Raw genomic sequence first — 24,581 nt, forward strand, 5'->3', positions numbered from 1 at the left:
GCTCTGGAAGGGAGGCACCCCCGCGGCGAATCCCCGCTCCGGCGGGGCGTCCCACGGCGGAGAGGGGCCGCCGTGGGACGCCCCGCCGAAGTGACCCTCTCCACCGGCCACGGACTCCGGCCACGGACTCCACCGACCACGGACGGGACCCTGGTGTGCCCCGTCCCGAATGCGACCGGCCCCGGGGCAGGGGTGCCTCCGGGGCCGGTCGCCTCTCCGGTCGCCTCTCCATGCGCCGCCGAGCGGCTCAGACCGCCTCGGACAGCAGCTTGCCGACCCGCGACACGCCCTCGACGAGGTCGTCGTCGCCCAGCGCGTAGGACAGCCGGAAGTAGCCCGGCGTCCCGAACGCCTCACCCGGCACGATCGCGACCTCCGCCTCCTCCAGGATCAGCGAGGCCAGCTCCACCGACGTCCGCGGGCGCTTCCCCCGGATCTCCTTGCCGATCAGCGCCTTGACCGAGGGGTAGGCGTAGAACGCGCCCTCCGGCTCGGGGCACACCACGCCGGGGATCTCGTTCAGCATCCGCACGATCGTCTGGCGGCGCCGGTCGAAGGACTTGCGCATCTCGGCCGCCGCCGACAGGTCGCCGGTCACCGCCGCCAGCGCCGCCGCCTGCGACACGTTCGCCACGTTGGACGTCGCGTGCGACTGGAGGTTCGCGGCGGCCTTCACCACGTCCGCCGGGCCGATCAGCCAGCCCACCCGCCAGCCCGTCATCGCGTACGTCTTCGCCACACCGTTCAGGACGAGCGTCCGGTCGGCCAGCTCCGGCACCACGACCGGGAGCGAGTGGAACTCGGCGCCGCCGTACACCAGGTGCTCGTAGATCTCGTCGGTGACGACCCACAGGCCGTGCTCCTCGGCCCAGCGGCCGATCGCCTCGACCTCGTCGCGGGTGTAGACCGCGCCGGTCGGGTTGGACGGCGAGACGAACAGCAGGACCTTCGTCCGCTCGGTGCGGGCGGCCTCAAGCTGCTCGACGCTCACCTTGTAGCCGGTCGTCTCGTCGGCGACCACGTCCACGGGCACGCCGCCCGCCAGCTTGATCGACTCGGGGTAGGTCGTCCAGTACGGGGTCGGGACGATCACCTCGTCGCCCGGGTCGAGCAGCGCCGCGAACGCCTCGTACACCGCCTGCTTGCCGCCGTTGGTGACCAGCACCTGCCCGGCCTCGACCTGGTAGCCGGAGTCGCGGGCGGTCTTGTCGGCGATGGCCGCGCGCAGCTCGGGCAGCCCGCCGGCGGGCGTGTACTTGTGGAAGCGCGGCACCCGGCACGCCGCCACCGCCGCCTCCACGATGTAGTCGGGGGTCGGGAAGTCGGGCTCGCCCGCGCCGAACCCGATGACCGGGCGGCCCGCCGCCTTCAACGCCTTGGCCTTGGCGTCGACGGCCAGCGTGGCGGATTCGGATATCGCGGCGATGCGCTTGGAGATGCGAGGACGGTCGATGCTCATGTCCCTATCGTTACAGACGCCGCCGCCTCACCCGAGACATATATCCGCGCCGGTCGGACGGGCCGCCCGCGCACCGCCCCGATGATCTCCGGCGCTCTGGTTCGACGCGGGGGCCCGTGGGACGTAGACTCACCCTCCAAGTGACGCGTCGTCGGTATATGAGGCTGTCCGCACACGGAGGCGGCAGGTTCTAGACTGAAGGCGGGGCACGGCCCGGTTCCGTGGCCGGGGTTCTCCATCCGGAGAATGAAGGGCAGTGGCTCAATTGGTAGAGCTCCGGTCTCCAAAACCGGCGGTTGGGGGTTCGAGTCCCTCCTGCCCTGCGAGGTGCGGTGCGCGCACCGCGCCGTCCGCGCTGCGGCGGTCGCCGTGGCACCCCGTGGCACGGGCACGCGCGACAACCACCGGGGTGGTTGGACCACGACCTATGAGGTGAACGGCGGCTATGGCGACTGAGACGCGCGGCGAGGCCGCGGAGAAGGACGAAGGCAAGGGCAGGGCCGCGCACAAGCGGACCACGCCTCCCCTCTTCGTGCGCCAGGTCATCGCCGAACTGCGCAAGGTCATCTGGCCCACGCGCCGGGAGCTCATCACCTACACGACGGTCTCGCTCGTGTTCGTGCTGGTCATGGTCGGCATCGTCTCCGGCGCCGACTGGGGCCTCCAGAAGCTGATCTACCAGATCTTCGCCTGATCCCCAGGCTTTTCGCCGGGTCGGTCGCCGCCGCACCCGTCGCCAGTTACATCACCGCATACCGAACGAGAGAAAGAGTCATCGTGTCCGAGTCCTCACAGCCCTACGACGAGGCCGTTGAAGAGGCCCAGTCCGCTGCGGCTGCTGCGGCCGACCAGGCGGCCGAGCCCGCCGACGAGACGGCCGAGGCTGCCGTCGCCGCCGGCGAGGCCGAGCCCGCTGACACGAAGACCGAGGGCGAGGACGAGCCGCCCGCCGAGGCCGCCGAGGGCGCGGCCGACCTCGCCGAGGCGGTCGAGGGCGCCGACGCCGACGCCGAGGCCGGGGAAGACGCCGGGGCAGCCGGGGAAGAGGCCGCAGAGGAGGAGGAAGAGGAGCCCGCCGGTCCGCCGGCCGACCCCTACGCCGACTTCAAGATGCAGCTCCGCCTCCAGCCGGGCGACTGGTACGTCGTGCACTCCTACGCGGGCTATGAGAACCGGGTCAAGACCAACATCGAGACCCGCACCCAGACCCTCAACATGGAGGACTTCATCTTCCAGATCGAGGTCCCCCAGCACGAGGTGACCGAGATCAAGGGCGGCAAGCGCCAGAAGGTCAACGAGAAGGTGCTGCCGGGCTACATCCTCGTCCGGATGGAGCTGACCGACGAGTCGTGGGCCGCCGTCCGCAACACGCCCGGCGTGACCGGCTTCGTCGGCCTGCTGAACAAGCCGTCCCCGCTGAGCCTGGACGAGGTCGCCAACCTGCTCGCCCCCGAGCCGGAGGAGGGCGTCGTCAAGACCAAGGAGCAGGCCAAGGTCGCCGCGACCGTCGACTTCGAGGTCGGCGAGTCCGTCACCGTCATGGACGGCCCGTTCGCCACGCTCCCCGCGACCGTGAACGAGATCAACGCCGAGCAGCAGAAACTGAAGGTGCTGGTCTCGATCTTCGGTCGCGAGACGCCGGTCGAGCTGTCGTTCAACCAGGTCTCCAAGATCTGACCGGAGCGCTCCGCGCACCGCGTAGCCTTGACGGGTCGCCCCGCCGTGCGGGGCCGGTCCGGTCTTGAGATCCCGCGCTCGCGGGACGCACGGGACTTCAACGGTTCCTACACGGCGGATTCGTCCCAGCCGCCGTGTCGCCCGGGTGTCCGGGAGTCGGAACCACCGATAAATGGGACAAAGGGGTTCGCATGCCTCCGAAGAAGAAGATTGCCGCGCTGGTCAAGGTGCAGCTCCAGGCCGGCCAGGCCACCCCGGCGCCGCCCGTCGGTACCGCGCTCGGCCCGCACGGCGTCAACATCATGGACTTCTGCAAGCAGTACAACGCTGCCACGGAGTCCCAGCGCGGCAACGTCATCCCCGTAGAGATCACCATCTACGAGGACCGCTCGTTCAGCTTCGTCACCAAGACCCCGCCGGCCGCGCAGCTCATCCTGAAGGCCGCCGGTGTCGAGAAGGGCAGCGGCGAGCCGCACAAGACCAAGGTCGGCTCGGTGACCCGCGACCAGATCCGCGAGATCGCCACGACCAAGATGCCCGACCTGAACGCCAACGACCTCGACGCCGCCGAGAAGATCGTCGCCGGCACCGCCCGCTCGATGGGCATCGAGGTCAAGTAACAAGGGGCACCACCGTGGAAGGGCCGGCGCTGGCCCGCACCACAACGTTTCCATTGGAGGAATCGGAAGATGAAGCGCAGCAAGGGCTACCGCGCCGCCGCCGAGAAGATCGACCGTGACCGGCTCTACAGCCCGGTCGAGGCCGTGAAGCTGGCCAAGGAGACCGTCGCCGTCAAGTTCGACCCGACCGTCGAGGTCGCGCTGCGGCTCGGCGTCGACCCGCGCAAGGCCGACCAGATGGTGCGCGGCACCGTCATCCTGCCGCACGGCACCGGCAAGACCGCCCGCGTGCTGGTCTTCGCCGGCGGCGCGAAGGCGGAGGAGGCCCGCGAGGCCGGTGCCGACCTCGTCGGATCGGACGAGATGATCGAGCGGATCCAGGGCGGCTTCCTGGAGTTCGACGCGGTCGTCGCGACGCCCGACCAGATGGGCAAGGTCGGCCGGCTGGGCCGCGTCCTCGGCCCGCGCGGCCTGATGCCGAACCCGAAGACCGGCACGGTCACGATGGACGTGGCGAAGGCCGTGTCCGACATCAAGGGCGGCAAGATCGAGTTCCGGGTCGACCGGCACGCGAACCTGCACTTCGTGATCGGTAAGGCGTCCTTCGCCGAGCGCCAGCTCGTGGAGAACTACGCGGCGGCGGTCGAGGAGATCCAGCGTCTCAAGCCGTCGGCCGCCAAGGGCCGCTACGTGAAGAAGGCGGCGCTGACGACCTCGATGGGCCCGAGCATCCCGCTCGACCCGAACGCGGTCCGCAACCTCGCGTCCGAGCTCGAAGAGGGCTGAGCCCAAGCGAGACCACCGGCAGGGCGTCCCCGGAAATCCGGGGGCGCCCTGCCGTTTTTTCATGGGCGTGCGGCCCTGGGCAGCAGGAACGCGGCGGTGGAGCCCAACGTCGCCAGGGCGGCGGCGCGCATCCAATCAAGTGTCTGTTTGATCGAATCAAGTGTTGACATGCGTCGAGGCGTTCGCCGGCGAGCCCTATCACGTCGTGCTGTCGGCCGGCCGCGACGCCGACCCGGCCGGTCCCGGCCCGCTGCCGGCCAACGTCGAGGCGCACCGGCACGTACCGTAGCCAGCCCCGATGGTGGCGGTGCCCCGCACGCCGGAGCAGCGGACCACCGCCGACCGCCTCGTCGAACTCGGGCTGGGCCGGAGCCCCGCCCCGGCCGAGGCGACCCCGGACCGGCTGCGCGAAGCCGTCCGCGACGCGGGCGGCGCCCCCAGGGCCGCCGACGTGATCGAGGCCCGGCTGGCCCCCGCCGCGGCGACCGGCGCGTGCTGACCTCTGCCCCGGCCGCCCGGGGGGTGGCGAGTGGGGGGGCGTGGGGGTACGCCATTGGTCGTAGCGGATCGGCGTCCATTCGTACCACCGGGGGATGTAGCGCTGGGGGCCCGCGACGAGACTGGGGTCACCTGAAGGCGACGAAGGAGGCACAACCCCCATGAACCGACGAATCGTGGTGGCGGCCGGTGGTACCGCGGTGGGCGCGGCGCTCGTGCTGTCCGGATGCAACGGGGACAACGGATCGGGGAACGGTTCGACGGAGAACATGAAGCTCAGCGCCAACGAGGCGCTGCTGAAATCGTCCGAGAAGACCGGGCAGGCCGACACGTTCAAGGCCGACCTCACCGTGAAGAGCACCGGGACGAACGGTGGGCAGGTCCACGCCAACGGCCAGTTCCGGCTGCGTCCGACGCTGAAGTTCACCGCGAAGCTGGACGAGTTCAGCCTCGGCGGGCGGGACGTCCCGGGCGTCAAGGGCCAGGCGATCTACACCGACAACGTCCTGTACGCGAAGGTCCCGCAGGTGGCGCAGTTCGTCAGCGGCGGCAAGTCGTGGGTGAAGGTCGACGCGAACAAGCTCGCGCAGCGCGGCGGGCTCAACCTCGGGGACCTGCTCAACCAGGTCCAGCAGGTGGACCCGGCCGAGCAGACCAAGATGTTCACCGGCTCCAAGGACGCCTCGCGCGTCGGCACCGAGACGATCGACGGGGTGAAGACCACGCACTACAGGGGCACGGTGACCGTGCAGGACGCGCTGAACCGGCTGGACGCGCAGGCGCGCCAGAACGTCCAGAAGTGGCTGCCGAAGGCCGACGGCGACGGCAAGATCAGCTTCGACCTGTGGACGGACGGCCAGAACCTGCCGCGCAAGCTGGAGTCGAGGGTCACGGGGTCCCAGGCCGAGAACGGCACGGTGACCGTGCTCTACAGCGACTACGGCAAGTCGTTCGGCGTGAACCCGCCGCCCTCGGACCAGGTGGGCGAACTCTCGCTCGGGTCGCTCCTCGGGGGCAACTAGCCACGGTTAGAAAAGCGGCAGCGCGGACAAAACGAACCCCGCTAGTCTCCTCTGCGTCCTACTTGACGTCCGGCCGGAGCGCTCGGGCACTCAGACCAGACGAAGGAGACCCCCCAGATGATCCGTCGCTTCACCGTGGGGACGGCGGTGGCCGCCGGCCTCGCCCTCTCGCTCACCGGCTGTCTCGGCGACTCCGGTACGAAGGTGGACGAGGCCGGCAAGAACATCAAGCTGACCGCCGCGCAGGTCCTGCACAGGACCGCGCAGAAGACCGGGCAGACCGACTCGTTCAAGGCGGACCTGTCCATGAAGGTGGAGGGCACCGCGGCGGGCGACACGTCGATGACGGGCAGCGTGCAGTACCGCCTGAAGCCCGACCTGGCGTTCGGCATGCGGTTCGACCGGATGACGGTCGCGGGCCGGTCGATGCCCGGCATGGAGCAGGTGCTGGTGGGCCGCACCATGTACATCAAGATGCCGATGCTGTCGCAGCTCGGCGGCAACGCGGCCAAGCCCTGGCTCAAGATCTCGCTGGACGAGCTGGGCAAGAAGTCGGGCATGAACCTCGACCAGCTCATGGAGCAGTCGCGGCAGATGGACCCGGTGGAGAGCACCAAGATGCTCACCGCGTCCAAGGACGTCCGGGAGGTCGGCAAGGAGACGGTGGACGGCGTCCGGACGACGCACTACACCGGCACCTACCGGCTGGAGGACGCGCTCGCCAAGCTCCCGGCCGAGGAGCAGCGGCGCAAGCGCCAGGCCATGGGCAAGCTCGGCATGGACGCGATGTCCTTCGACCTGTGGGTGGACGACCGGCAGCTCCCCCGCAAGATGGCGATGGGGTCGGGCCTGACGGCCGAAGGCAAGATGACGATGACGATGACGTTCCGCGACTACGGGAAGCCGGTGCAGATCACCGCGCCGCCCGCGAGCGAGACCAGCGACTTCGGCGCGATGCTCGGGCGGCTCGGCAACGGGTTGCGGCCCCCGACCGGGACCTGATCGCCTGACCTGGGGATCGCCTGCCAAGGGTGACGGGGCCGCGCCGGGAACGGCGCGGCCCTCCTGATTTGGCCCGGGGACGGCGAACGCGTATTCTGTTGCCTGCCGAAGACCGCCGGTCGTCGCCTCCCACGAGGCGACCGAAGGACCCGAAGAGATTCGGGCGGCCCGCGTAGGTGAGACGAGAGCTTCACATGACCTCCGTGTCGTGTCACGCCCCGTGCGCCTACGCCGGGGCGTTCCTGTTTTTCTGGAGCTTTTCAGCCCCGGCGGCTTCCCCAGGTAATCGGAAGGAGGCCCCATGGCCAAGGCCGAGAAGGCAGCGGCGATCGCCGAGCTCAAGTCCGAGTTCGAGAACTCCAGCGGCGCCGTGCTGACCGAGTACCGCGGGCTCACGGTGGCGCAGCTCAAGGAGCTGCGCGGCAACCTCGGCGACAACGCGAGGTTCGCCGTGGTGAAGAACACGCTGACCAGGCGCGCCGCGGGCGAGGCCGGTGTCGACGAGCGGTTCAGCGAACTGCTCGACGGCCCCTCGGCGATCGCGTTCGTCAAGGGCGACGTGGTCGAGGCCGCCAAGGGCCTGCGTGACTTCGCCAAGGCCAACCCGCTGCTGGTGATCAAGGGCGGCTTCATCGACGGTCAGTCGATGGACGCCTCCGAGGTCGCCAAGCTCGCGGACCTTGAGTCTCGCGAGGTCATCCTCGCGAAGCTGGCCGGCGCGATGAAGGCGAACATGAGCAACGCGGCCGCGCTGTTCAACGCCCTGCCGACCAAGGCCGCGCAGCTGGCCGAGGCCCTGCGCGTCAAGCGCGAGGCCGCCGGCGAGACCGCCGAGGCACCCGCCGACGCGGCGGTCGACGCTCCGGCCGACACACCGGCCGACGCTCCGGCCGACACGGCCGCCGAGGCCCCGGCCGACGCGCCCGCCGCCGAGTAGCACCCGCGGTTCCCCTAAACCCTGAAGCCATAGCGGAGGAAACATCATGGCGAAGCTCAGCAACGACGAACTGCTCGACGTCTTCAAGGAGATGACCCTTCTTGAGCTGTCCGCCTTCCTGAAGGAGTTCGAGGAGGCGTTCGACGTCAAGGCCGCCGCCCCGGTCGCGGCCGTGGCCGCCGCCCCCGCCGCCGGTGGTGCCGGTGGTGGCGAGGAGGCCGCCGTCCAGGACGAGTTCGACGTCATCCTCGAAGGTGCCGGCGACAAGAAGATCCAGGTCATCAAGGAGGTCCGCGCGCTGACGAGCCTCGGCCTCAAGGAGGCCAAGGACCTGGTCGACGGCGCGCCGAAGGCCCTGCTGGAGAAGGTCAACAAGGAGACGGCCGACAAGGCCAAGGAGGCCCTGGAGAAGGCCGGCGCCTCGGTGACCGTCAAGTAGCACGGCCCGCGCGCTTCTCTTCGACGAGGCGGTCGTCCCACCCGGTGGGGCGGCCGCCTCGTCGCGTCCGCCCGAACGGGTTGTGTGGATCCGGGTGCGCGGCGTAACGTCCCGTCTGACGCGGTGGCCCCAGCAGGCCACATCGTCCCCCACAGTGCCGTAAGTAACGATTGTCTTACAACGTCGCATTTTGCCGCTGATCTGGTACTGAACCCCTTCCATTTGCGCGAAGGGCCGCTACGGTAGTGGCACCCGTCACGGCTACCGGACGGTAGCAACAGGGTGGACACGAGGTGTCACGGCCCGCGTGCTACTCGCTCAGTGGTTCGGGAGCCCCCCGGCCTGGACGAAAGGTGACGAGTGGGTGTCGAGATCAGGGTCGAGGGCCTGACGAAGTCCTTCGGCCGTCAGACCATCTGGCAGGACGTGTCGCTGACCGTCCCTGCCGGAGAGATCTCCGTGCTGCTCGGCCCGTCCGGAACCGGCAAGTCGGTGTTCCTGAAGTCGCTGGTCGGCCTGCTCAAGCCCGATCGCGGCCACATCTGGATCGGCGACCGCGACCTGCCGCGCCTGCCCGAGTCCAAGCTGTATGAGACCCGCAAGCTGTTCGGCGTGCTCTTCCAGGACGGCGCGCTGTTCGGCTCGATGAACCTCTACGACAACGTCGCGTTCCCCCTGCGCGAGCACACGAAGAAGTCCGAGTCGCAGGTTCGGCGGATCGTCATGGAGAAGCTGGAGCTGGTCGGCCTCGTCGGCGCCGAGCGGAAGCTGCCCGGCGAGATCTCCGGCGGCATGAAGAAGCGCGCCGGGCTGGCCCGCGCCCTCGTCCTGGACCCCGAGATCCTGCTGGTGGACGAGCCGGACTCCGGCCTGGACCCGGTCCGCACCGCGCTGCTGAACCAGACGATGGTCGACCTCAACGCCGAGATCGGCGCGACGTTCCTGATCGTCACCCACGACATCAACACCGCCCGCACCGTCCCCGACAACATCGGCCTGCTGTTCCTGCGCGAGCTGGTGATGTTCGGGCCGCGCGAGATGCTGCTGTCCAGCGAGGAGCCGGTCGTCCGGCAGTTCCTCAACGCCCGCACGGTCGGGCCGATCGGCATGTCGGAGGAGAAGGACGTCTCGGAGCTGGAGGCCGAGGCGGCGCTCGGCCGCGACCCCGGACGGCTGCCGCCGATCCCGCCGCAGCTCATGACCAGCGACGGCCGCATCCGCCCGGGCCAGCACGCCCCGGGCGCGTGGTGCGCGGCGCACGGCGTCACGCCCCCGGCGGGCTCGTTCGTCGACGACCTCGGCCGCGACTGGGTGGAGGAGTGGCCGCGCTACGTCGCCTCGATGGCCCCGGGCGCCGCCGCCGCGGCCGACGGCGGCTTCGCGGGCGACCCGCGTCCCGGGCCGTCCGCGCCGGGTGCGGGGCGCTGATGGCCGCACCCGGCATCGACGCGGACCGGCGCGGCGGCGACGAGGCGGACGGCGCGTCCTCCGGCGGAGCCCTCGGCGCCTTCCGCCGGATCACCGACGGCGCGGCCAACATCGCGATCAAGGAGCCGGGCCGGTTCTTCGCGCTGTGCCTGGACACCTTCCGCGCGATGTTCAGGTGGCCGTTCCAGTGGCGGGAGTTCATCGAGCAGGCGTGGTTCATCGTCAGCGTCACCGTCATCCCGACGATGCTGGTCGCGATCCCGTTCGGCGGCGTGCTGTCGTTGCAGGTCGGCGGGCTGATCCGGCAGCTGGGCGCGCAGTCCTACACCGGCGCGACCGCGGTCGTGGCGATCGTGCGGGAGGCGAGCCCGCTGGTGACCTCGCTGCTGGTCGCGGGCGCCGCGGGCTCGGCGATGTGCGCCGACATCGGCTCCCGGAAGATCCGCGAGGAGATCGACGCGATGGAGGTGCTCGGCATCAACCCGCTGCACCGGCTGGTCGTGCCGCGGATGCTCGCCTGCGCGTTCGTCGCGGTCTTCCTCAACGGCCTGGTGTCGGTGGTCGGGCTGATGGGCGGCTACTTCTTCAACGTCATGCTCCAGGACGGGACGCCCGGCGCCTACCTCGCCTCCTTCAACGCGATCGCGCAGCTCCCCGACCTGCTCCAGGCCGAGCTGAAGGCGTTCGTGTTCGGGATCACCGCCGGGCTGGTCGCCGCCTACAAGGGGCTGAACGCCAAGGGCGGGCCGAAGGGCGTGGGCGACGCGGTCAACCAGACCGTCGTCATCACGTTCATGCTGCTGTTCCTGGAGAACTTCCTGATCTCCACCCTGTACTTCCAGTTCGTCCCGTCGAAGGGCATGTGATGGGGACCGGGGCGCCGCGAGGGGCGCCGCGCGGGGCGCGGCCGGGGGTGCGGCCATGAGCGCGACGTCGAGCGGCGCGCGGCGCACGTTCTTCCGGTGGCTGGGCGTCCCGATGCAGCGGCTTGAGGACTTCGGGCGGCAGCTCTGGTTCTACCTGCGCGCGTTCGCGTGGACGTTCCGGGTGCTGCGCCGCTACCGGACGGAGGTCCTGCGGCTGCTCGCGGAGGTCAGCCTCGGCACCGGCGGGCTCGCGGTGATCGGCGGCTCGGTGGTGATCGTCGGGTTCATGACGTTCTTCACCGGCAGCCAGGTCGGCCTCCAGGGGTATGAGTCGCTGAACCAGATCGGCACGGCCGCCTTCACCGGGTTCGTCGCGTCCTACTTCAACACGCGGGAGATCGCGCCGCTGGTGTCGGCGCTGGCGCTGTCGGCGACGGTCGGCTGCGGGTTCACCGCGCAGCTCGGCGCGATGCGGATCTCCGACGAGATCGACGCGCTGGAGGTCATGGCCGTCCCCTCGATGCCGTTCCTCGTCACCACCCGGATGATCGCCGGGATGATCGCGGTGGTGCCGCTGTACATCGTCGGGCTGCTCGCCTCCTACGGCGCGACACGGCTGATCGTGACGCTGTTCTACGGGCAGTCGACGGGCACCTACGACCACTACTTCCACCTGTTCCTGCCGCCGAACGACATCCTCTGGTCGTTCGGCAAGGTGATCGTCTTCGCGGTGCTGGTCATGCTGATCCACTGCTACTACGGCTACCACGCGAGCGGCGGCCCGGCGGGGGTCGGCATCGCGGTCGGCCGCGCCGTCCGCACCAGCATCGTCGTGATCAACGTGGTCGACCTGATGCTGGGGATGGCGATCTGGGGCGCCTCCACGTCCGTGCGGATCGCGGGGTGAGCGGGTGATGGGCGAACGGATCCGGTACCGGCTGCTCGGCCTGGCGATGCTGGTCGCGGTGGCGCTGCTGCTGGCGCTGACGGTCGCGCTGTTCAACAAGGCGCTGACCCCGGTGACCAGGGTGGACGTCGCGGCCGAGCGGGCCGGGCTGCAACTGCTGCCGCGCTCGGACGTGAAGGTGCGCGGGCTGATCGTCGGCGAGGTGCGCGGCACGGAGGCGACCGACGACGGCGCCCGGCTGCACCTGGCGCTCGACCCGGACAAGGCCCGGCTGATCCCGAACAACGTCCAGGCGCGGCTGCTGCCGAAGACGCTGTTCGGCGAGAAGTACGTCGACCTGGAGATCCCCGAGCACGCGGGCGCGCTCGGCCTGCGCAAGGGGCAGGTGATCCAGCAGGACCGCTCGCAGGCCGCCGTCGAGGTCAACAAGGTGCTCGACGACCTGCTCCCGCTCCTGCGGGCCGTGAAGCCCAAGCAGCTCAACTCGACGCTGAACGCGCTCGCCACCGCGCTCCAGGGGCGCGGCGACCAGATCGGCCGCGACATCGAGCAGGCCGACGCGCTGCTGCGGAAGGTCAACCCGGAGCTGGGCACGCTGGTGCACGACCTGAACGCGCTCTCGGACGTGTCCGACATCTACACCGCCGCGGCGCCCGACCTGCTCCAGACCCTGCGCAACCTCAACGTGACCAGCACGACCATCACCGACAAGAAGGCGACGATCGAGGGCCTGATCCCCGCGGTGACGAGCCTGGCGAACGACGGCGACGCGTTCATGCGGCGGAACGGCCCGAAGATCATCGGGTTCAACATCGCGAACCGGGACGCGCTCGGCGTGGTCGCCCGGTACTCGCCGTCGCTGCCGTGCGTGCTCGCCGGGATGATGAAGCTGAAGGGCGAGGCCGAGCGGGCGGCGGGCGCGAACGGCTCCAAGACCTTCAACCTGACGATCGAGATCGTCAAGCCGCGCCCCGCCTACACCTACCCGCTGGACAAGCCGGAGGCCAAGGACCAGCGGAACCCGCGCTGCTACGGCCTGCCGAACCCGAAGGTCCCCTTCCCCGACTACCTCGCGCTGGACGGCACGCAGGACGACCTGTGGTGGAAGAACCCCGATGACCCGAACGGCGGAGGCACCCCGGGGAACCGCGGCCGCGCCGTGTCGAACGTGTTCGTCGATCCCGGGTCGATGAGCGAGAAGGAGCGGGTCAAGAGCATCGTGGCGCCGATGACGCGCACCCCGTCCGACCGGCTGTCGGACCTGTCGCAGCTCATGATGGCGCCGCTGCTGCGCGGATCGGTGGTGACGGTCCGGTGAGGACGACGAGCGCCGCGATCAAGCTGGGGATCTTCGTGGTCCTCACCTCGCTCGCGACCGGCGTGCTGGCGATGACGATCGCCAACGTGCACTTCGGCGCGACGCGCGGCTATAAGGCGATCTTCACCGATGTGGCGGGGCTGCTGCCCAAGGACGACGTGCGGGTCGCGGGCGTCCGGGTCGGGCAGGTCGAGAAGATCCGGCTCCACCGCGGGAACCAGGCCGAGGTGACGTTCAGCGTCAGGAAGGGCGGGGTGTTCCAGGCGGGGCTGCCCGCGTCCACGAAGGTCCAGATCCGGTACCGGAACCTGATGGGGCAGCGCTACGTCGCGCTGACCGACGGGGCGGGCCGCTCCAACGACTACCTTCGCCCCGGCGGGACGATCCCGGTCGGCCAGACCGCGCCCGCGCTCGACCTGACGACGCTGTTCAACGGGTTCCGCCCGCTGTTCAAGGCGTTGGAGCCGGACGATGTGAACAAGCTCGCGTTCCAGATCGTCCAGACCCTCCAGGGCGAGGGCGGGACGGTCAACAGCCTGCTCGCGCACGTCGCCTCGCTCACCAACACCCTCGCGGACCGCGACCAGGTCATCGGGAAGGTCATCGACAACCTGAACGCGGTGCTCGGCACGATCAACGAGCGGCACGACGAGATCAACCAGCTGATCACCGACCTGCGCGGCTTCGTCGGCGGGGTGTCGGACGACCGGCAGGCGATCTTCGACTCGGTCGCGGCGATCAACGACCTGACCGGCACCACGCAGGGGCTGCTGAAGGACGTCCGGCCCGACCTGAAGGACGACATCGCGGGCCTGCGGCAGCTCACCGGGACGCTCAACGCGAACAGCGGCGCGCTCGACCAGGGCTTCCAGCGGACCCCGGGCCGGCTCCAGAAGCTCGTGAACATCTCCTCCTACGGCTCCTGGTTCAACATGTACATCTGCGGTTTCGACGCGAGGGTGCGGCTGCCGGGCGGACCGGCCATCCAGACCCCGGCGCTCGTGAACGAGAACGCGAGGTGCAAGTAGATGAGGGTCCCGTTCCGGGAGCGCAACCCGGTCCCCATCGGCCTCGCCGGGTTCGCGGTCATCATCGTCGCGCTGGCGGTCGCGCTGAACCTCGACGGCATCCCGTTCCTGTCCGGCGGCACGACCCACACCGCCGACTTCAAGGAGGCGGCCGGGCTGAAGTCCGACGAGGAGGTCCGCGTCGCGGGCGTCAAGGTCGGCAAGGTCACCGGCCTCGAACTCGACGGCGACCACGTGAGGGTCACCTTCCGGGTGGACGACGGCGTGCGGCTCGGCGACCGCACCGGCGCCGACATCAAGATCAAGACGGTGCTCGGCGCGCACTACCTGGCGCTGACCCCGCGCGGGAAGGGCGCGCTCGGCCGCCACATCCCGATCGAGCGGACGCACGTCCCCTTCGAGGTCGTCCCGGCGATCAGCGAGCTGACGAAGAAGTTCCAGAAGATCGACGAGAAGGAGGTCGCGCGGTCGTTCGACGTGCTCGCGCAGACCTTCCAGAACTCGCCCGAGGAGATCCGGGCGTCGCTGCGCGGGCTGCGGCGGCTGTCGAACACGGTCGCCTCCCGCGACGACCAGCTCCACGAGCTGACCGGCAAGGCCAGGGACGTCTCGCAGCTGCTCGCCGACCGGAACAAGGACTTCGCCAAGCTGATCCAGGACGGCGACAAGGTGCTCCAGGCCGTCCAGGCCAGGCGCGCGGTCATCCACCAGCTGCTCGTCAACACCGTGACGCTGTCGCAGCAGGTGAACGCCCTGATCAAGGAGAACGAGGCGCAGTTGCGCCCGATGCTCGACAACCTGCGCAAGACCAACGCGATCCTGCTGCGCAACCAGGACAACCTCGACCGGATCCTCCAGCTGTTCGCGCCGTTCGCCCGCCAGTTCGCGGACGTCACCGGCACCGGCCGCTGGTTCGACTCCTACATCCAGAACCTCATCCCCATCCCCGCGTCCCTGGAGCTCCCCTCGGGCGGCGGCGGGCAGAAGAAGGGCGGACCACGGCAAGGCGGACCACGGCAAGGCAGTCGGCCCGGCAACGACAGCCCGTTGCCCTTCCTCCCGTGAGCGGCAGGCAGGTTCCCCGTGCGTAACTCAGCGACCATCCTCCGGCTCGGCGGCGCGATCCTCGCGCTCGCCGTGCTGGCCGCGCTGCTCACGCTGGCGTTCCCGGAGAAGCGGCAGCGGCACATGACGGCCTACTTCAGCCGGACGGTCGGCCTCTACAAGGGCGCCGACGTGCGCATCCTCGGGATCCCGGTCGGCGAGGTGACCAGGGTGACGCCGGTCGGCGACTCGGTCCGCGTCGAGCTGCGCTACGACGCCAAGTACAAGGTCCCGGCCGACGCCCGCGCCGCCATCGTGAACCAGACGCTCGTCGCCGACCGCTACGTCCAGCTGACGCCGGTCTACCGGGGCGGGCCGGTCCTCCCGGACAAGGCGACGCTGACGGTCGGGCGCACCCAGGTGCCCGTCGAGGTCGACGAGATCGGCGGCAGCCTGAACGACCTCAGCCAGGCGCTGGGCCCGAAGGGCGCCAACGCCCCGGGCACGGACGGCACGGGCGCGCTGTCGCGGCTGCTGAAGGTCGGCGCCGACAACCTGGACGGGCAGGGCGCCGACATCCGGCAGACGATCGGCGACACGTCCAAGATGCTGAGCACGCTCAGCGCCGACCGCGGCGACGTCGCCAAGACGATCCAGAACCTGCGGGTCATCACTGACGCGATGAAGGCGAACGACCAGCAGATCAAGTCGTTCACCGGCCATCTGAACGGGGTGTCGGGGCAGCTCGCGGGGGAGAAGGAGGAGCTGAGCGCCGCGCTCAACACGCTCGCGCCGACGCTGCGCGACATCCAGCGGTTCATCAAGGACAACCGGGGCGAGCTGGCCGTGAACGTCCGGCAGCTCGCGCAGGTGACGGGCGTGCTCGTCAAGGAGAAGGACGCGCTGGCGGAGGTGCTGGAGGCCGGTCCGCTGGCGATCAACAACCTGGCCCGCGCCTACGACCCGATCAGCGGCACCATCCACGACCGCGCCGACCTGCGCCAGTTCCACGACCTGGCCGACTGGCTGTGCTCGCTGGCCTACTCGGTCGGGACGCCCGCCAAGCAGTGCCTGAGCTTCCTGCGGCCCTTCAACCCGATCGGCAAGGCGCTCACGAACTTCAGCCTGGACCTGTCCTGGATCACCGCGCTGACCACGCACTACGACCCGGTGCCGATCCCGCCGGACGCCTACGGCCCCGGCGGCCAGGGCAAGTCGGGCGGTCAGGGCGAGCCGGGCGGCAAGGGCCCGGGGACCACCGGCCGGCCGGTGCGCAACCCGCACCAGCCGCAGCCGATCACCTCGCTGCTCCCGGGAGGCGGCCGATGAGCCCCGCCCGGCGCCGCGCGCGGCTGCTCCTGTCGGCCGCCCTCGCGGGCGTGGCCGCGCTGTCGGGCTGCTCGTTCGGCGGCGTGGACTCCATCCCGCTGCCCGGCGGCCCCGACCTCGGCTCGAACCCGCGGACGGTGAAGATCGAGTTCGCGAACGTGCTGGACCTCGTCCCGCAGTCGGTCGTCAAGGTCAACGACGTCTCGGTCGGCAAGGTCGAGAAGATCGACCTCGCGGGCGGCGACGCGGGCTGGCACGCCGTCGTCACCGTCAAGCTGCGGCGGGACGTCCGGCTCCCCGACAACGCCACCGCGACGATCGGGCAGACCAGCCTGCTCGGCGAGAAGTACGTGGCGCTCGCGCCGCCCGCCGGGCAGCCCCCCACCGGGGAGCTCGGCTCGGGCGACCTGATCCCGCTCGGCCGCACGTCCCACGGCACCGAGATCGAGGAGGTGCTGTCGGCGATGTCGCTGCTGCTGAACGGCGGCGGCCTCGAACAGGTCGCCACGATCAGCCACGAGCTGCAGGCCGTGATGGGCGGCCGCGAGCCGACGATCAGGTCGGTGCTCGACCGGGTCAACACCTTCACCGGCACCCTCGACCGCAACCGCGCCGCGATCACCCGCGCGCTCGACAGCATCGAGCGGCTCACCGGCAGGCTCTCGGCCGAGCGCCGCACGATCACCGACACGATCGACCGGACCGGCCCGGCGATCACCGTCCTCGACCGCAACCGCGCCGACCTCACCAGGATGCTCGTCGCGCTGGACCGGCTGAGCCGCACCACGACCGGCGTGATCAGGGCCTCGCAGGCCGACATGGTCGCGAACCTGCGCGACCTCGACACGATCCTGCGCAACCTCAACAAGGCCGGGTCCGACCTGCCGCGCTCGCTGGAGGCGCTGATCACCTTCCCGTTCCCGGCGACGTTCGGCAACGTCGTCGAGGGCGACTACGGCAACGTCCGGCTGACCCTCGACCTGGACTTCGAGTCGATCGCGCGGAACCTGCTCGGCGGCACCGACCTCGAAGGGCTGCTCGGCAGCGGACAGCAGATGCGGAACATGCTCCAGGTGCCGAACGTGACGCTGCCGGAGGCCCCGCTGGGCGTGCTGCCGCAGACCCCCGAAGGGGGCGGCGGGGGAGGCGGGGGCGGCGTTCTCCCGGCCCTTCCGAGCCTTCCGGGTCTGACCGGAGGCGGCGCGTCCCCGAGCCCGTCCGGGACGCCCGCGACGCCGCGCGGGTCGGGCGGGTCGGGCAGGCCGCGCTCGATGGCGCCGCCCGGCGGCCTCCGGGACCTGATGACGGGGGGACTCTCGTGATCCTCAAACCCGGCGTCAAGCTCCAGCTCATCGCCTTCGCGCTCATCACGGTCATCGGTGTGGCCGTCGTGTCGGTGAACTACATCGGCATCGGACGCGGCGCGCTCGGCAAGGAGTACACCGCCTACGTCGACCTCACCGACTCCGGCGGCGTGTTCACCGGCGCGGAGGTCACCTACCGGGGCGTGCCCGTCGGACGCGTCGGCCCGATCGAGCTGACCCGCGACGGGATCCGCGTGAAGCTGAAGCTCGAACGCGGGAGCGGCAAGCGGATCCCGCGCGAGGGGACGTCCGCGATCGTGGCGAACCGGTCGGCGGTGGGGGAGCAGTACATCGACCTCCGGCCGAGCCGCAGGGACGGGCCCTACCTCGACCAGGGCGAGGCGTACACGATCCCCCGGAGGCTGACCAGGCTGCCGGTGTCGACCGCCGAGCTGCTGCGCAACGTCGACGCGCTCGTCGGGTCGGTGAACACCAGGGACCTCGCGACGATCGTGGACGAGCTGGACAAGGCGTTCACCGGATCCGCGTCCGACCTCCAGTCGATCCTGGACGACACCGACCGGCTGCTGAAGACCGCCGACCGGGCCTTCCCCGACACCAAGCGGCTGCTGGACAACAGCGTGACCGTGCTCGGCACGCAGCGGTCCCAGGGCGCGAACATCCGCGGGTTCGCCCGCAACCTCAACGAGCTGACGACCTCGCTCCGCGAGGACGACCCGGCGCTGCGCCGGACCATCACGAACGCCCCGGGCGCCGTGGACGAGACGCACAAGGCGATCGACCAGCTCGCGCCGACGCTGCCCGTCCTGCTGGCGAACCTCACCACGACCGGGCAGATCGTGTCGTCCCACAAAGCGGGGCTCCGGTCGCTGTTCATCCTGTATCCGGTGACGCTCGCGGGCGCGTTCACCGTCACCCCCGGCGACGGCACCCAGCACCTCGGCCTCGCGCTCAACATCGACTCCCCGCCCCCCTGCACCAAGGGCTACGAGAAGGTCAAGAAGCGCTGGCCGCAGGACACGTCCAAGAAGGACCCCAGGCTCGACGCAGGGTGCAAGGACGCGCACGACTCGCCGAGCGCCGTCCGCGGGGCCCGCAACTTCCCGCGCGAGGCCGTCGCGCCCTATCCGCGGGTCCCCCCGGGCGCCACCAGCGGCGCCGGATTCCCCGAAGGCGGCGCGGACGGGAAGAGCGGCAACGGCTCGCAGGCCGGGGGCCCGGACGGAAAGCAGCCGACGAAGGCGCCGACCGGCCAGCTCGCGGACGGCAATCTCTACCTTTCGTACCCGGCGGAAACAGTCGAATTCGCTGGATACGATCCATCGACCGGGGCGGTCTACGGCCCCGACGGCAAGCAGTACGTGATGCCCCGGAGCGCCGGAACCCGCCAGTTGGGAGAGGAAGCGTCGTGGAAGTGGCTCCTGCTCGGACCGTTGAGCCAGTGAGGCCGGCCCGATGAGGCGCACCCCCTGGCTCCCCCTGGCCACGATCGTGCTGAGCGTCCTCGTGGTGGGGCTCGTCGTCGCGTCCGCGTGGCTCGGCGTCGTCTCCATGCGGAAGAAGGACGACGCCGACCAGCGGGCGAAGGCCCTTCAGGCGGCGCGGCAGATGGGCGTCAACCTGATGACGCTCGACCACACGACCGCGCAGCGCGACGTCGACCGCATCGTCGCCGGCACCACCGGCGACCTCAGGAACAAGCTCGGCACCCAGGCGAAGCAGCTGCTGGACCAGCTCGCCAAGACCGGCGCCAAGTCCAGCGTCAGCGAGGTCGACGCCGCCGTGGTGTCGATGGACGGCGACTCCGCCGAGGTGATCGTCTCCCTGAACGGCACCGTCACCAACGCCAAGGTGAAGCAGGGCGCGCCGCGCGCCTACCGGTACCAGATGGACCTCACCCGAGACGGTGACCGCTGGCTCGTGTCCGAACTGGAGGTGGTCCCGTGACGGCCGAGACGACCGACAAGGCCCGCAGGGCCGCCGAGCGGGCGACGAAGGCCGAGGAGGCCGCCGAGGCCGCCCGGCTCGCCGAGGAGGCCGCGGCCAGGGCCAGGGAGGCGGCGCGGCTCGCCCAGATCGCCGCCGAGGCGGCCGCCGCCGAGGCCGAGGCCGAGCCGGAGGCGGAAGTCGAACCCGAGGCCGCCAGATCCGCTGAGACGCCTTCGGGTGACGGCGAGGCCCCCCAGGGCTCGGCCGCCCCCATCGAGGGCGCAGCGGACGGCTCAGCCCCTCCGGAGGCCGCCTCCGCGGCGGCCGAGACCTCCGCCGAGACGTCCAAGATCGACCTGAGGAGGCCCACCGGCGCCGAAGCCGGGGAGCCCTCGAAGGAAGCGACTCTCGCGAGCGTCGCCGAGTCCACCGAGTCCACCGCGTCCCCCGAGTCCGCGAAGACCGGGACCGTCCTGGACGAGTCCGGCGGCGACGGCGCCGAGGAGGGCGCGCCGAAGCGGAGGCGTGTCCGCGTCCCCAGGGTCCGCGCCGAGGGGCGGGGCTCCGGGGCGCTGCGGAGCGGGACGCTGGTCGTCGTGCTGGTGGGCCTCGTGCTCGCGCTGGGCGGCGCGACGACCATGCTCGCGCTCAAGGTGCGCGACCAGAAGGCGACGGAGACCGCGTCCAGGCAGGGGCTGTTCGCCGCGTCCCGCGCGGCCCAGGCGCTGTCGTCCTACGACTACCGGAGCCTGGACAGCGACCTGAAGGCCGGCGCGGCGATGACCACGGGCAGGCTGCGCGGCGAGTTCGAGAAGCTCGCCGAGACGCTGAAGACGCTGGCGCCCCGCGAACGGGCCGTCTCCTCGACGACGGTGATGAAGGCGGGCGTCGTGAGCGCGTCCCCGGACAGGGTCGTCGCGCTGGTGTACGCCAACCGGACGTCGCAGACCGCCTCCGACAAGCAGCAGCGCTTGCCCGAGCCCTTGCGGATCAGGTTGACCATGGTCAAGGAGCGGGGGAAGTGGCTCGCCTCGGAGCTCGCGGTGATCTCCTAGCGAGCCCGTGCGGCCCGCCCGCGAGACCCGCTCCGAGCGGCCTCGACGGGCCCGTCCGGCACCTGGTGATCGGTGCGTTATCGCCCGCCGCCAGGGGCGTTTCGTGCGCTTACCAACGGGTAGGCGACCGGATCCTAAACTATGGCCTTCCTCACTGCAGGTCAGAGCCCGAAAAGTCCAAGTCCGCTCTTGACTACACGCCCCTGAGGGGCGATGCTCCAAGGCAACTGTGATGCATACTGCGGCGCTAGAGTTGCGAGCGGTGTGGCGGTCGGCTACACTGCCCCTTTGCGCTGCCCTCTGACTATCCACGTGTGAGAGCTCCCCCGCGAGGGGTCCGTTTTGGACCCTGATGTGCGGGTCTTGGACGTGGATCGTCTGGCGTGCGTGTCGTCAGTTACGCCGCGAGCCCTCGGAAGGACCACTCTTGGCAGCCTCGCGCAACGCCTCGAATACCGCAACCGGTCCGAACCGCGTCTCCTTCGCGCGCATCAAGGAGCCGCTCGAAGTCCCGGACCTCCTTGCACTGCAGACCAACTCCGTTGACTGGCTGCTGGGCAACGAGAGGTGGAAGGCCCGGGTCGAGGCGGCCCAGAAGGCCGGAAGTAAGAGCGTCCCGACCCAGTCGGGGCTGGAGGAGATCTTCGAAGAGATCAGTCCGATCGAGGACTTCTCCGGAACCATGTCGCTGTCGTTCCGCGACCACCGGTTCGAACCGCCCAAGTACTCCGTCGAGGAGTGCAAGGACAAGGACATGACCTACTCCGCCCCGCTCTTCGTGACGGCGGAGTTCATCAACAACACCACCGGTGAGATCAAGAGCCAGACGGTCTTCATGGGCGACTTCCCGCTCATGACCCCGAAGGGCACCTTCATCATCAACGGCACCGAGCGCGTCGTGGTCTCGCAGCTGACCCGCTCGCCCGGCGTGTACTTCGACCGCGCCCTCGACAAGGCGTCCGACAAGGACATCTACGGCTGCCGGGTCATCCCGAGCCGCGGCGCCTGGCTTGAGTTCGAGATCGACAAGCGCGACAACGTCGGCGTGCGCATCGACCGCAAGCGCAAGCAGCCGGTCACCGTGCTGCTCAAGGCCCTCGGCTGGGACGAGGCGCGCATCCGCGAGCACTTCGGCGCCTACGAGTCGATCAACGTCACGCTGGAGAAGGACCACACCTCCGGCCAGGACGACGCGCTGCTGGACATCTACCGCAAGCTGCGGCCGGGCGAGCCGCCGACCCGCGAGTCGGCGCAGACCCTGCTGGAGAACCTGTACTTCAACCCCAAGCGGTACGACGTCGCCAAGGTCGGCCGATACAAGATCAATAAGAAGCTCGGCCTCGACCTCGACATGAAGCAGGGGACGCTCACCGAGGACGACATCGTCTCCACGATCGAGTACCTCGTCCGGCTGCACGCCGGCGAGGAGGAGGCCACCCTCGGGGCCGTCGCCGTGCCGATCGAGGTCGACGACATCGACCACTTCGGCAACCGGCGCCTGCGCACGGTCGGCGAGCTGATCCAGAACCAGGTCCGGCTCGGCCTCGCCCGCATGGAGCGCGTCGTCCGCGAGCGGATGACCACCCAGGACGTCGAGGCCATCACGCCGCAGACGCTGATCAACATCCGGCCGGTCGTCGCCTCCATCAAGGAGTTCTTCGGCACCAGCCAGCTCTCGCAGTTCATGGACCAGACCAACCCGCTGGCCGGGCTGACGCACAAGCGCCGCCTGAACGCGCTGGGTCCTGGCGGTCTGTCGCGTGAGCGCGCGGGCATGGAGGTCCGCGACGTCCACCCGTCGCACTACGGCCGCATGTGCCCGATCGAGACGCCGGAAGGCCCGAACATCGGCCTGATCGGCTCGCTGGCCGCCTTCGGCCGGGTCAACCCGTTCGGGTTCGTCGAGACCCCGTACCGCAAGGTCACCGACGGCGTGGTCACCGAGCAGATCGACTACCTGACCGCCGACGAGGAGGACCGCTACGTCATCGCGCAGGCCAACTCCCTGCTCAACGACGACGGCACCTTCGTCGAGGACAAGGTCCTCATCCGCAAGAAGGGCGGCGAGGTCGAGCTGATCCCGCCGCGCGACGTCCAGTACATGGACGTCTCCGCGCGGCAGATGACCTCGGTCGCGACCGCGATGATCCCGTTCCTGGAGCACGACGACGCCAACCGCGCGCTGATGGGCTCCAACATGCAGCGGCAGTCGGTGCCGCTGCTGCGCAGCGAGGCGCCGCTGGTCGGCACCGGCATGGAGTACCGTGCCGCGACCGACGCGGGCGACGTCATCACGGCCGAGAAGGCGGGGGTCGTCGAGGAGGTCTCGGCCGACTACGTCACCGTGATGAACGACGACGGCACCCGCACCACCTACCGGGTCGCCAAGTTCAAGCGGTCCAACCAGGGCACCTGCTTCAACCAGAAGCCCATCGTGGAAGAGGGCGCCCGGGTCGAGCTGGGCCAGGTCATCGCCGACGGGCCGTGCACCGACAACGGTGAGATGGCGCTCGGCAAGAACCTGCTCGTGGCGTTCATGCCGTGGGAGGGCCACAACTACGAGGACGCGATCATCCTCAGCCAGCGCCTCGTCCAGGACGACGTGCTGTCCTCGATCCACATCGAGGAGCACGAGGTCGACGCCCGCGACACCAAGCTCGGCCCCGAGGAGATCACCCGGGACATCCCGAACGTCTCCGAGGAGGTCCTGGCCGACCTCGACGAGCGCGGCATCATCCGCATCGGCGCGGACGTCGTCCCCGGCGACATCCTGGTCGGCAAGGTCACGCCCAAGGGCGAGACCGAGCTGACCCCCGAGGAGCGGCTGCTGCGCGCGATCTTCGGTGAGAAGGCGCGCGAGGTCCGCGACACCTCGCTGAAGGTGCCGCACGGCGAGCAGGGCAAGGTCATCGGCGTCCGGGTGTTCTCCCGGGACGAGGGCGACGAGCTCCCGCCCGGCGTGAACGAGCTGGTCCGGGTGTACGTGGCGCAGAAGCGCAAGATCACCGACGGGGACAAGCTCGCGGGCCGGCACGGCAACAAGGGCGTCATCTCCAAGGTGCTCCCGGTCGAGGACATGCCGTTCCTTGAGGACGGCACGCCCGTCGACATCGTCCTGAACCCGCTCGGCGTCCCCGGACGCATGAACGTGGGCCAGGTCCTGGAGACCCACCTCGGCTGGGTCGCCTCCCGCGGCTGGAAGGTCGAGGGCGACGACGCCGAGTGGAAGCGCGCGCTCAAGGAGATCGGCGCCGACGAGGCCCCGGCCTGGACCAACACCGCCACGCCGGTGTTCGACGGCGCCCGCGAGGACGACGTCACCGGTCTGATCGAGAGCACCCTGCCCAACCGCGACGGCAACCGCATGGTGGGCCCGGGCGGCAAGGCGCGGCTGTTCGACGGTCGCACCGGCGAGCCCTACAAGGACCCGATCTCGGTCGGCTACATCTACATCCTCAAGCTGCTCCACCTGGTCGACGACAAGATCCACGCCCGCTCGACCGGCCCGTACTCCATGATCACCCAGCAGCCGCTCGGCGGTAAGGCCCAGTTCGGCGGCCAGCGCTTCGGTGAGATGGAGGTGTGGGCGCTGGAGGCCTACGGCGCCGCCTACGCCCTCCAGGAGCTGCTGACCATCAAGTCCGACGACGTCCTCGGCCGCGTCAAGGTCTACGAGGCCATCGTCAAGGGCGAGAACATCCCCGAGCCCGGCATTCCCGAGTCCTTCAAGGTGCTCATCAAGGAGATGCAGTCGCTGTGCCTCAACGTCGAGGTGCTCTCCAGCGACGGCATGTCCATCGAGATGCGCGACACCGACGAGGACGTCTTCCGCGCCGCGGAGGAGCTCGGCATCGACCTGTCCCGGCGTGAGCCGAGCAGTGTCGAAGAGGTCTGATCAACTCAAGGGGAAAA

23 protein-coding genes and 1 tRNA gene are annotated in these 24,581 nt (G+C 70.0%); 23 read left to right on the forward strand and 1 reads right to left on the reverse strand.

Features of this window, described 5'->3' with window-relative positions; all coding sequences use genetic code 11:
* Positions 1-247: 247 nt before the first annotated feature.
* Positions 248-1,459 (reverse strand): pyridoxal phosphate-dependent aminotransferase, encoded by a 1,212-nt coding sequence (locus tag KLI87_RS19765; RefSeq protein WP_214618216.1) that lies wholly within the window; start codon positions 1,457-1,459, stop codon positions 248-250.
* Between the two features lie 250 nt (positions 1,460-1,709).
* On the opposite strand from KLI87_RS19765, the gene KLI87_RS19770 reads away from it, so the two are divergent.
* The 23 genes from KLI87_RS19770 to rpoB all read left to right on the forward strand — a co-directional run bounded on the left by KLI87_RS19770 (position 1,710) and on the right by rpoB (position 24,564).
* Positions 1,710-1,782: transfer RNA gene (locus tag KLI87_RS19770), tRNA-Trp, on the forward strand.
* Positions 1,783-1,904: 122 nt separating this feature from the next.
* Positions 1,905-2,153 (forward strand): preprotein translocase subunit SecE, encoded by a 249-nt coding sequence (gene secE / locus KLI87_RS19775; RefSeq protein ID WP_156219803.1) that lies wholly within the window; start codon positions 1,905-1,907, stop codon positions 2,151-2,153.
* Between the two features lie 80 nt (positions 2,154-2,233).
* The gene (gene nusG / locus KLI87_RS19780) at positions 2,234-3,136 is read left to right on the forward strand and encodes a transcription termination/antitermination protein NusG (protein ID WP_214618580.1); all 903 of its coding nucleotides are present in this window, start codon (positions 2,234-2,236) and stop codon (positions 3,134-3,136) included.
* Between the two features lie 191 nt (positions 3,137-3,327).
* A complete protein-coding gene (gene rplK, locus KLI87_RS19785; RefSeq protein WP_156219801.1) occupies positions 3,328-3,756 on the forward strand; it encodes a 50S ribosomal protein L11 in 429 nt (142 codons plus the stop codon).
* Between the two features lie 69 nt (positions 3,757-3,825).
* Entirely contained in the window at positions 3,826-4,542 is a 717-nt protein-coding gene (gene rplA / locus KLI87_RS19790; RefSeq protein ID WP_156219800.1) for a 50S ribosomal protein L1, read from the forward strand.
* A 163-nt stretch (positions 4,543-4,705) separates the two neighbouring features.
* The gene (locus KLI87_RS41040; RefSeq protein ID WP_284734165.1) at positions 4,706-4,831 is read left to right on the forward strand and encodes a hypothetical protein; all 126 of its coding nucleotides are present in this window, start codon (positions 4,706-4,708) and stop codon (positions 4,829-4,831) included.
* A gap of 9 nt (positions 4,832-4,840) precedes the next feature.
* Positions 4,841-5,041, forward strand: a complete 201-nt coding sequence (locus tag KLI87_RS19795; RefSeq protein ID WP_214618217.1) for a hypothetical protein — start codon at positions 4,841-4,843, stop codon at positions 5,039-5,041.
* 160 nt (positions 5,042-5,201) lie between these two features.
* Complete coding sequence (locus KLI87_RS19800; protein WP_156219798.1) at positions 5,202-6,062, forward strand: LppX_LprAFG lipoprotein; 861 nt, start codon at positions 5,202-5,204, stop codon at positions 6,060-6,062.
* A 117-nt stretch (positions 6,063-6,179) separates the two neighbouring features.
* A complete protein-coding gene (locus KLI87_RS19805) occupies positions 6,180-7,064 on the forward strand; it encodes a hypothetical protein (RefSeq protein WP_214618218.1) in 885 nt (294 codons plus the stop codon).
* Between the two features lie 301 nt (positions 7,065-7,365).
* Positions 7,366-8,001 (forward strand): 50S ribosomal protein L10, encoded by a 636-nt coding sequence (gene rplJ, locus KLI87_RS19810; protein ID WP_156219796.1) that lies wholly within the window; start codon positions 7,366-7,368, stop codon positions 7,999-8,001.
* Positions 8,002-8,047: 46 nt separating this feature from the next.
* Positions 8,048-8,440: a 50S ribosomal protein L7/L12 gene (gene rplL / locus KLI87_RS19815; protein ID WP_156219795.1), complete on the forward strand. Its 393-nt coding sequence runs from the start codon at positions 8,048-8,050 to the stop codon at positions 8,438-8,440.
* Between the two features lie 360 nt (positions 8,441-8,800).
* A complete protein-coding gene (locus KLI87_RS19820) occupies positions 8,801-9,868 on the forward strand; it encodes an ABC transporter ATP-binding protein (RefSeq protein WP_214618219.1) in 1,068 nt (355 codons plus the stop codon).
* Between the two features lie 167 nt (positions 9,869-10,035).
* Entirely contained in the window at positions 10,036-10,734 is a 699-nt protein-coding gene (locus KLI87_RS19825) for an ABC transporter permease (protein WP_156219889.1), read from the forward strand.
* A gap of 55 nt (positions 10,735-10,789) precedes the next feature.
* Positions 10,790-11,641, forward strand: coding sequence for an ABC transporter permease (locus tag KLI87_RS19830; RefSeq protein WP_156219794.1), 852 nt, complete (start codon positions 10,790-10,792; stop codon positions 11,639-11,641).
* Positions 11,642-11,648: 7 nt separating this feature from the next.
* Positions 11,649-12,959: an MCE family protein gene (locus KLI87_RS19835; protein WP_214618220.1), complete on the forward strand. Its 1,311-nt coding sequence runs from the start codon at positions 11,649-11,651 to the stop codon at positions 12,957-12,959.
* On the forward strand, positions 12,956-13,987 hold the full coding sequence (locus tag KLI87_RS19840) for an MCE family protein (RefSeq protein WP_214618221.1): 1,032 nt from the start codon (positions 12,956-12,958) through the stop codon (positions 13,985-13,987). The genes KLI87_RS19835 and KLI87_RS19840 overlap by 4 nt, the downstream gene beginning before the upstream one ends.
* Positions 13,988-15,052, forward strand: coding sequence for an MCE family protein (locus KLI87_RS19845; RefSeq protein WP_156219792.1), 1,065 nt, complete (start codon positions 13,988-13,990; stop codon positions 15,050-15,052). It abuts the gene before it with no gap.
* Between the two features lie 18 nt (positions 15,053-15,070).
* A complete protein-coding gene (locus KLI87_RS19850; RefSeq protein WP_214618222.1) occupies positions 15,071-16,360 on the forward strand; it encodes an MCE family protein in 1,290 nt (429 codons plus the stop codon).
* On the forward strand, positions 16,357-17,682 hold the full coding sequence (locus tag KLI87_RS19855; RefSeq protein WP_214618223.1) for an MCE family protein: 1,326 nt from the start codon (positions 16,357-16,359) through the stop codon (positions 17,680-17,682). The genes KLI87_RS19850 and KLI87_RS19855 overlap by 4 nt, the downstream gene beginning before the upstream one ends.
* Entirely contained in the window at positions 17,679-19,130 is a 1,452-nt protein-coding gene (locus KLI87_RS19860; protein ID WP_214618224.1) for an MCE family protein, read from the forward strand. Before KLI87_RS19855 ends, KLI87_RS19860 begins: the two co-directional genes overlap by 4 nt.
* Positions 19,131-19,140: 10 nt before the next feature.
* Complete coding sequence (locus tag KLI87_RS19865; RefSeq protein ID WP_214618225.1) at positions 19,141-19,632, forward strand: hypothetical protein; 492 nt, start codon at positions 19,141-19,143, stop codon at positions 19,630-19,632.
* Positions 19,629-20,669 (forward strand): hypothetical protein, encoded by a 1,041-nt coding sequence (locus KLI87_RS19870; RefSeq protein WP_214618226.1) that lies wholly within the window; start codon positions 19,629-19,631, stop codon positions 20,667-20,669. The genes KLI87_RS19865 and KLI87_RS19870 overlap by 4 nt, the downstream gene beginning before the upstream one ends.
* A gap of 427 nt (positions 20,670-21,096) precedes the next feature.
* Positions 21,097-24,564 (forward strand): DNA-directed RNA polymerase subunit beta, encoded by a 3,468-nt coding sequence (gene rpoB, locus KLI87_RS19875; RefSeq protein WP_156219789.1) that lies wholly within the window; start codon positions 21,097-21,099, stop codon positions 24,562-24,564.
* Positions 24,565-24,581: the final 17 nt, after the last annotated feature.

Origin of the sequence: Actinomadura sp. NEAU-AAG7 (assembly GCF_018603865.1) — a bacterium.
Classification (GTDB): Bacteria; Actinomycetota; Actinomycetes; order Streptosporangiales; family Streptosporangiaceae; genus Spirillospora; species Spirillospora litoris.

What these genes read in the sequence shown, in the direction of transcription:
- KLI87_RS19765 (WP_214618216.1), bottom strand. Translation starts at nt 1,459, where the DNA reads ATGAGCATCGACCGTCCTCGCATCTCCAAGCGCATCGCCGCGATATCC.
- secE (WP_156219803.1), top strand. Translation starts at nt 1,905, where the DNA reads ATGGCGACTGAGACGCGCGGCGAGGCCGCGGAGAAGGACGAAGGCAAG.
- rplK (WP_156219801.1), top strand. Translation starts at nt 3,328, where the DNA reads ATGCCTCCGAAGAAGAAGATTGCCGCGCTGGTCAAGGTGCAGCTCCAG.
- rplA (WP_156219800.1), top strand. Translation starts at nt 3,826, where the DNA reads ATGAAGCGCAGCAAGGGCTACCGCGCCGCCGCCGAGAAGATCGACCGT.
- KLI87_RS19795 (WP_214618217.1), top strand. Translation starts at nt 4,841, where the DNA reads ATGGTGGCGGTGCCCCGCACGCCGGAGCAGCGGACCACCGCCGACCGC.
- KLI87_RS19800 (WP_156219798.1), top strand. Translation starts at nt 5,202, where the DNA reads ATGAACCGACGAATCGTGGTGGCGGCCGGTGGTACCGCGGTGGGCGCG.
- KLI87_RS19805 (WP_214618218.1), top strand. Translation starts at nt 6,180, where the DNA reads ATGATCCGTCGCTTCACCGTGGGGACGGCGGTGGCCGCCGGCCTCGCC.
- rplJ (WP_156219796.1), top strand. Translation starts at nt 7,366, where the DNA reads ATGGCCAAGGCCGAGAAGGCAGCGGCGATCGCCGAGCTCAAGTCCGAG.
- rplL (WP_156219795.1), top strand. Translation starts at nt 8,048, where the DNA reads ATGGCGAAGCTCAGCAACGACGAACTGCTCGACGTCTTCAAGGAGATG.
- KLI87_RS19825 (WP_156219889.1), top strand. Translation starts at nt 10,036, where the DNA reads ATGTTCAGGTGGCCGTTCCAGTGGCGGGAGTTCATCGAGCAGGCGTGG.
- KLI87_RS19830 (WP_156219794.1), top strand. Translation starts at nt 10,790, where the DNA reads ATGAGCGCGACGTCGAGCGGCGCGCGGCGCACGTTCTTCCGGTGGCTG.
- KLI87_RS19835 (WP_214618220.1), top strand. Translation starts at nt 11,649, where the DNA reads ATGGGCGAACGGATCCGGTACCGGCTGCTCGGCCTGGCGATGCTGGTC.
- KLI87_RS19845 (WP_156219792.1), top strand. Translation starts at nt 13,988, where the DNA reads ATGAGGGTCCCGTTCCGGGAGCGCAACCCGGTCCCCATCGGCCTCGCC.
- KLI87_RS19855 (WP_214618223.1), top strand. Translation starts at nt 16,357, where the DNA reads ATGAGCCCCGCCCGGCGCCGCGCGCGGCTGCTCCTGTCGGCCGCCCTC.
- KLI87_RS19865 (WP_214618225.1), top strand. Translation starts at nt 19,141, where the DNA reads ATGAGGCGCACCCCCTGGCTCCCCCTGGCCACGATCGTGCTGAGCGTC.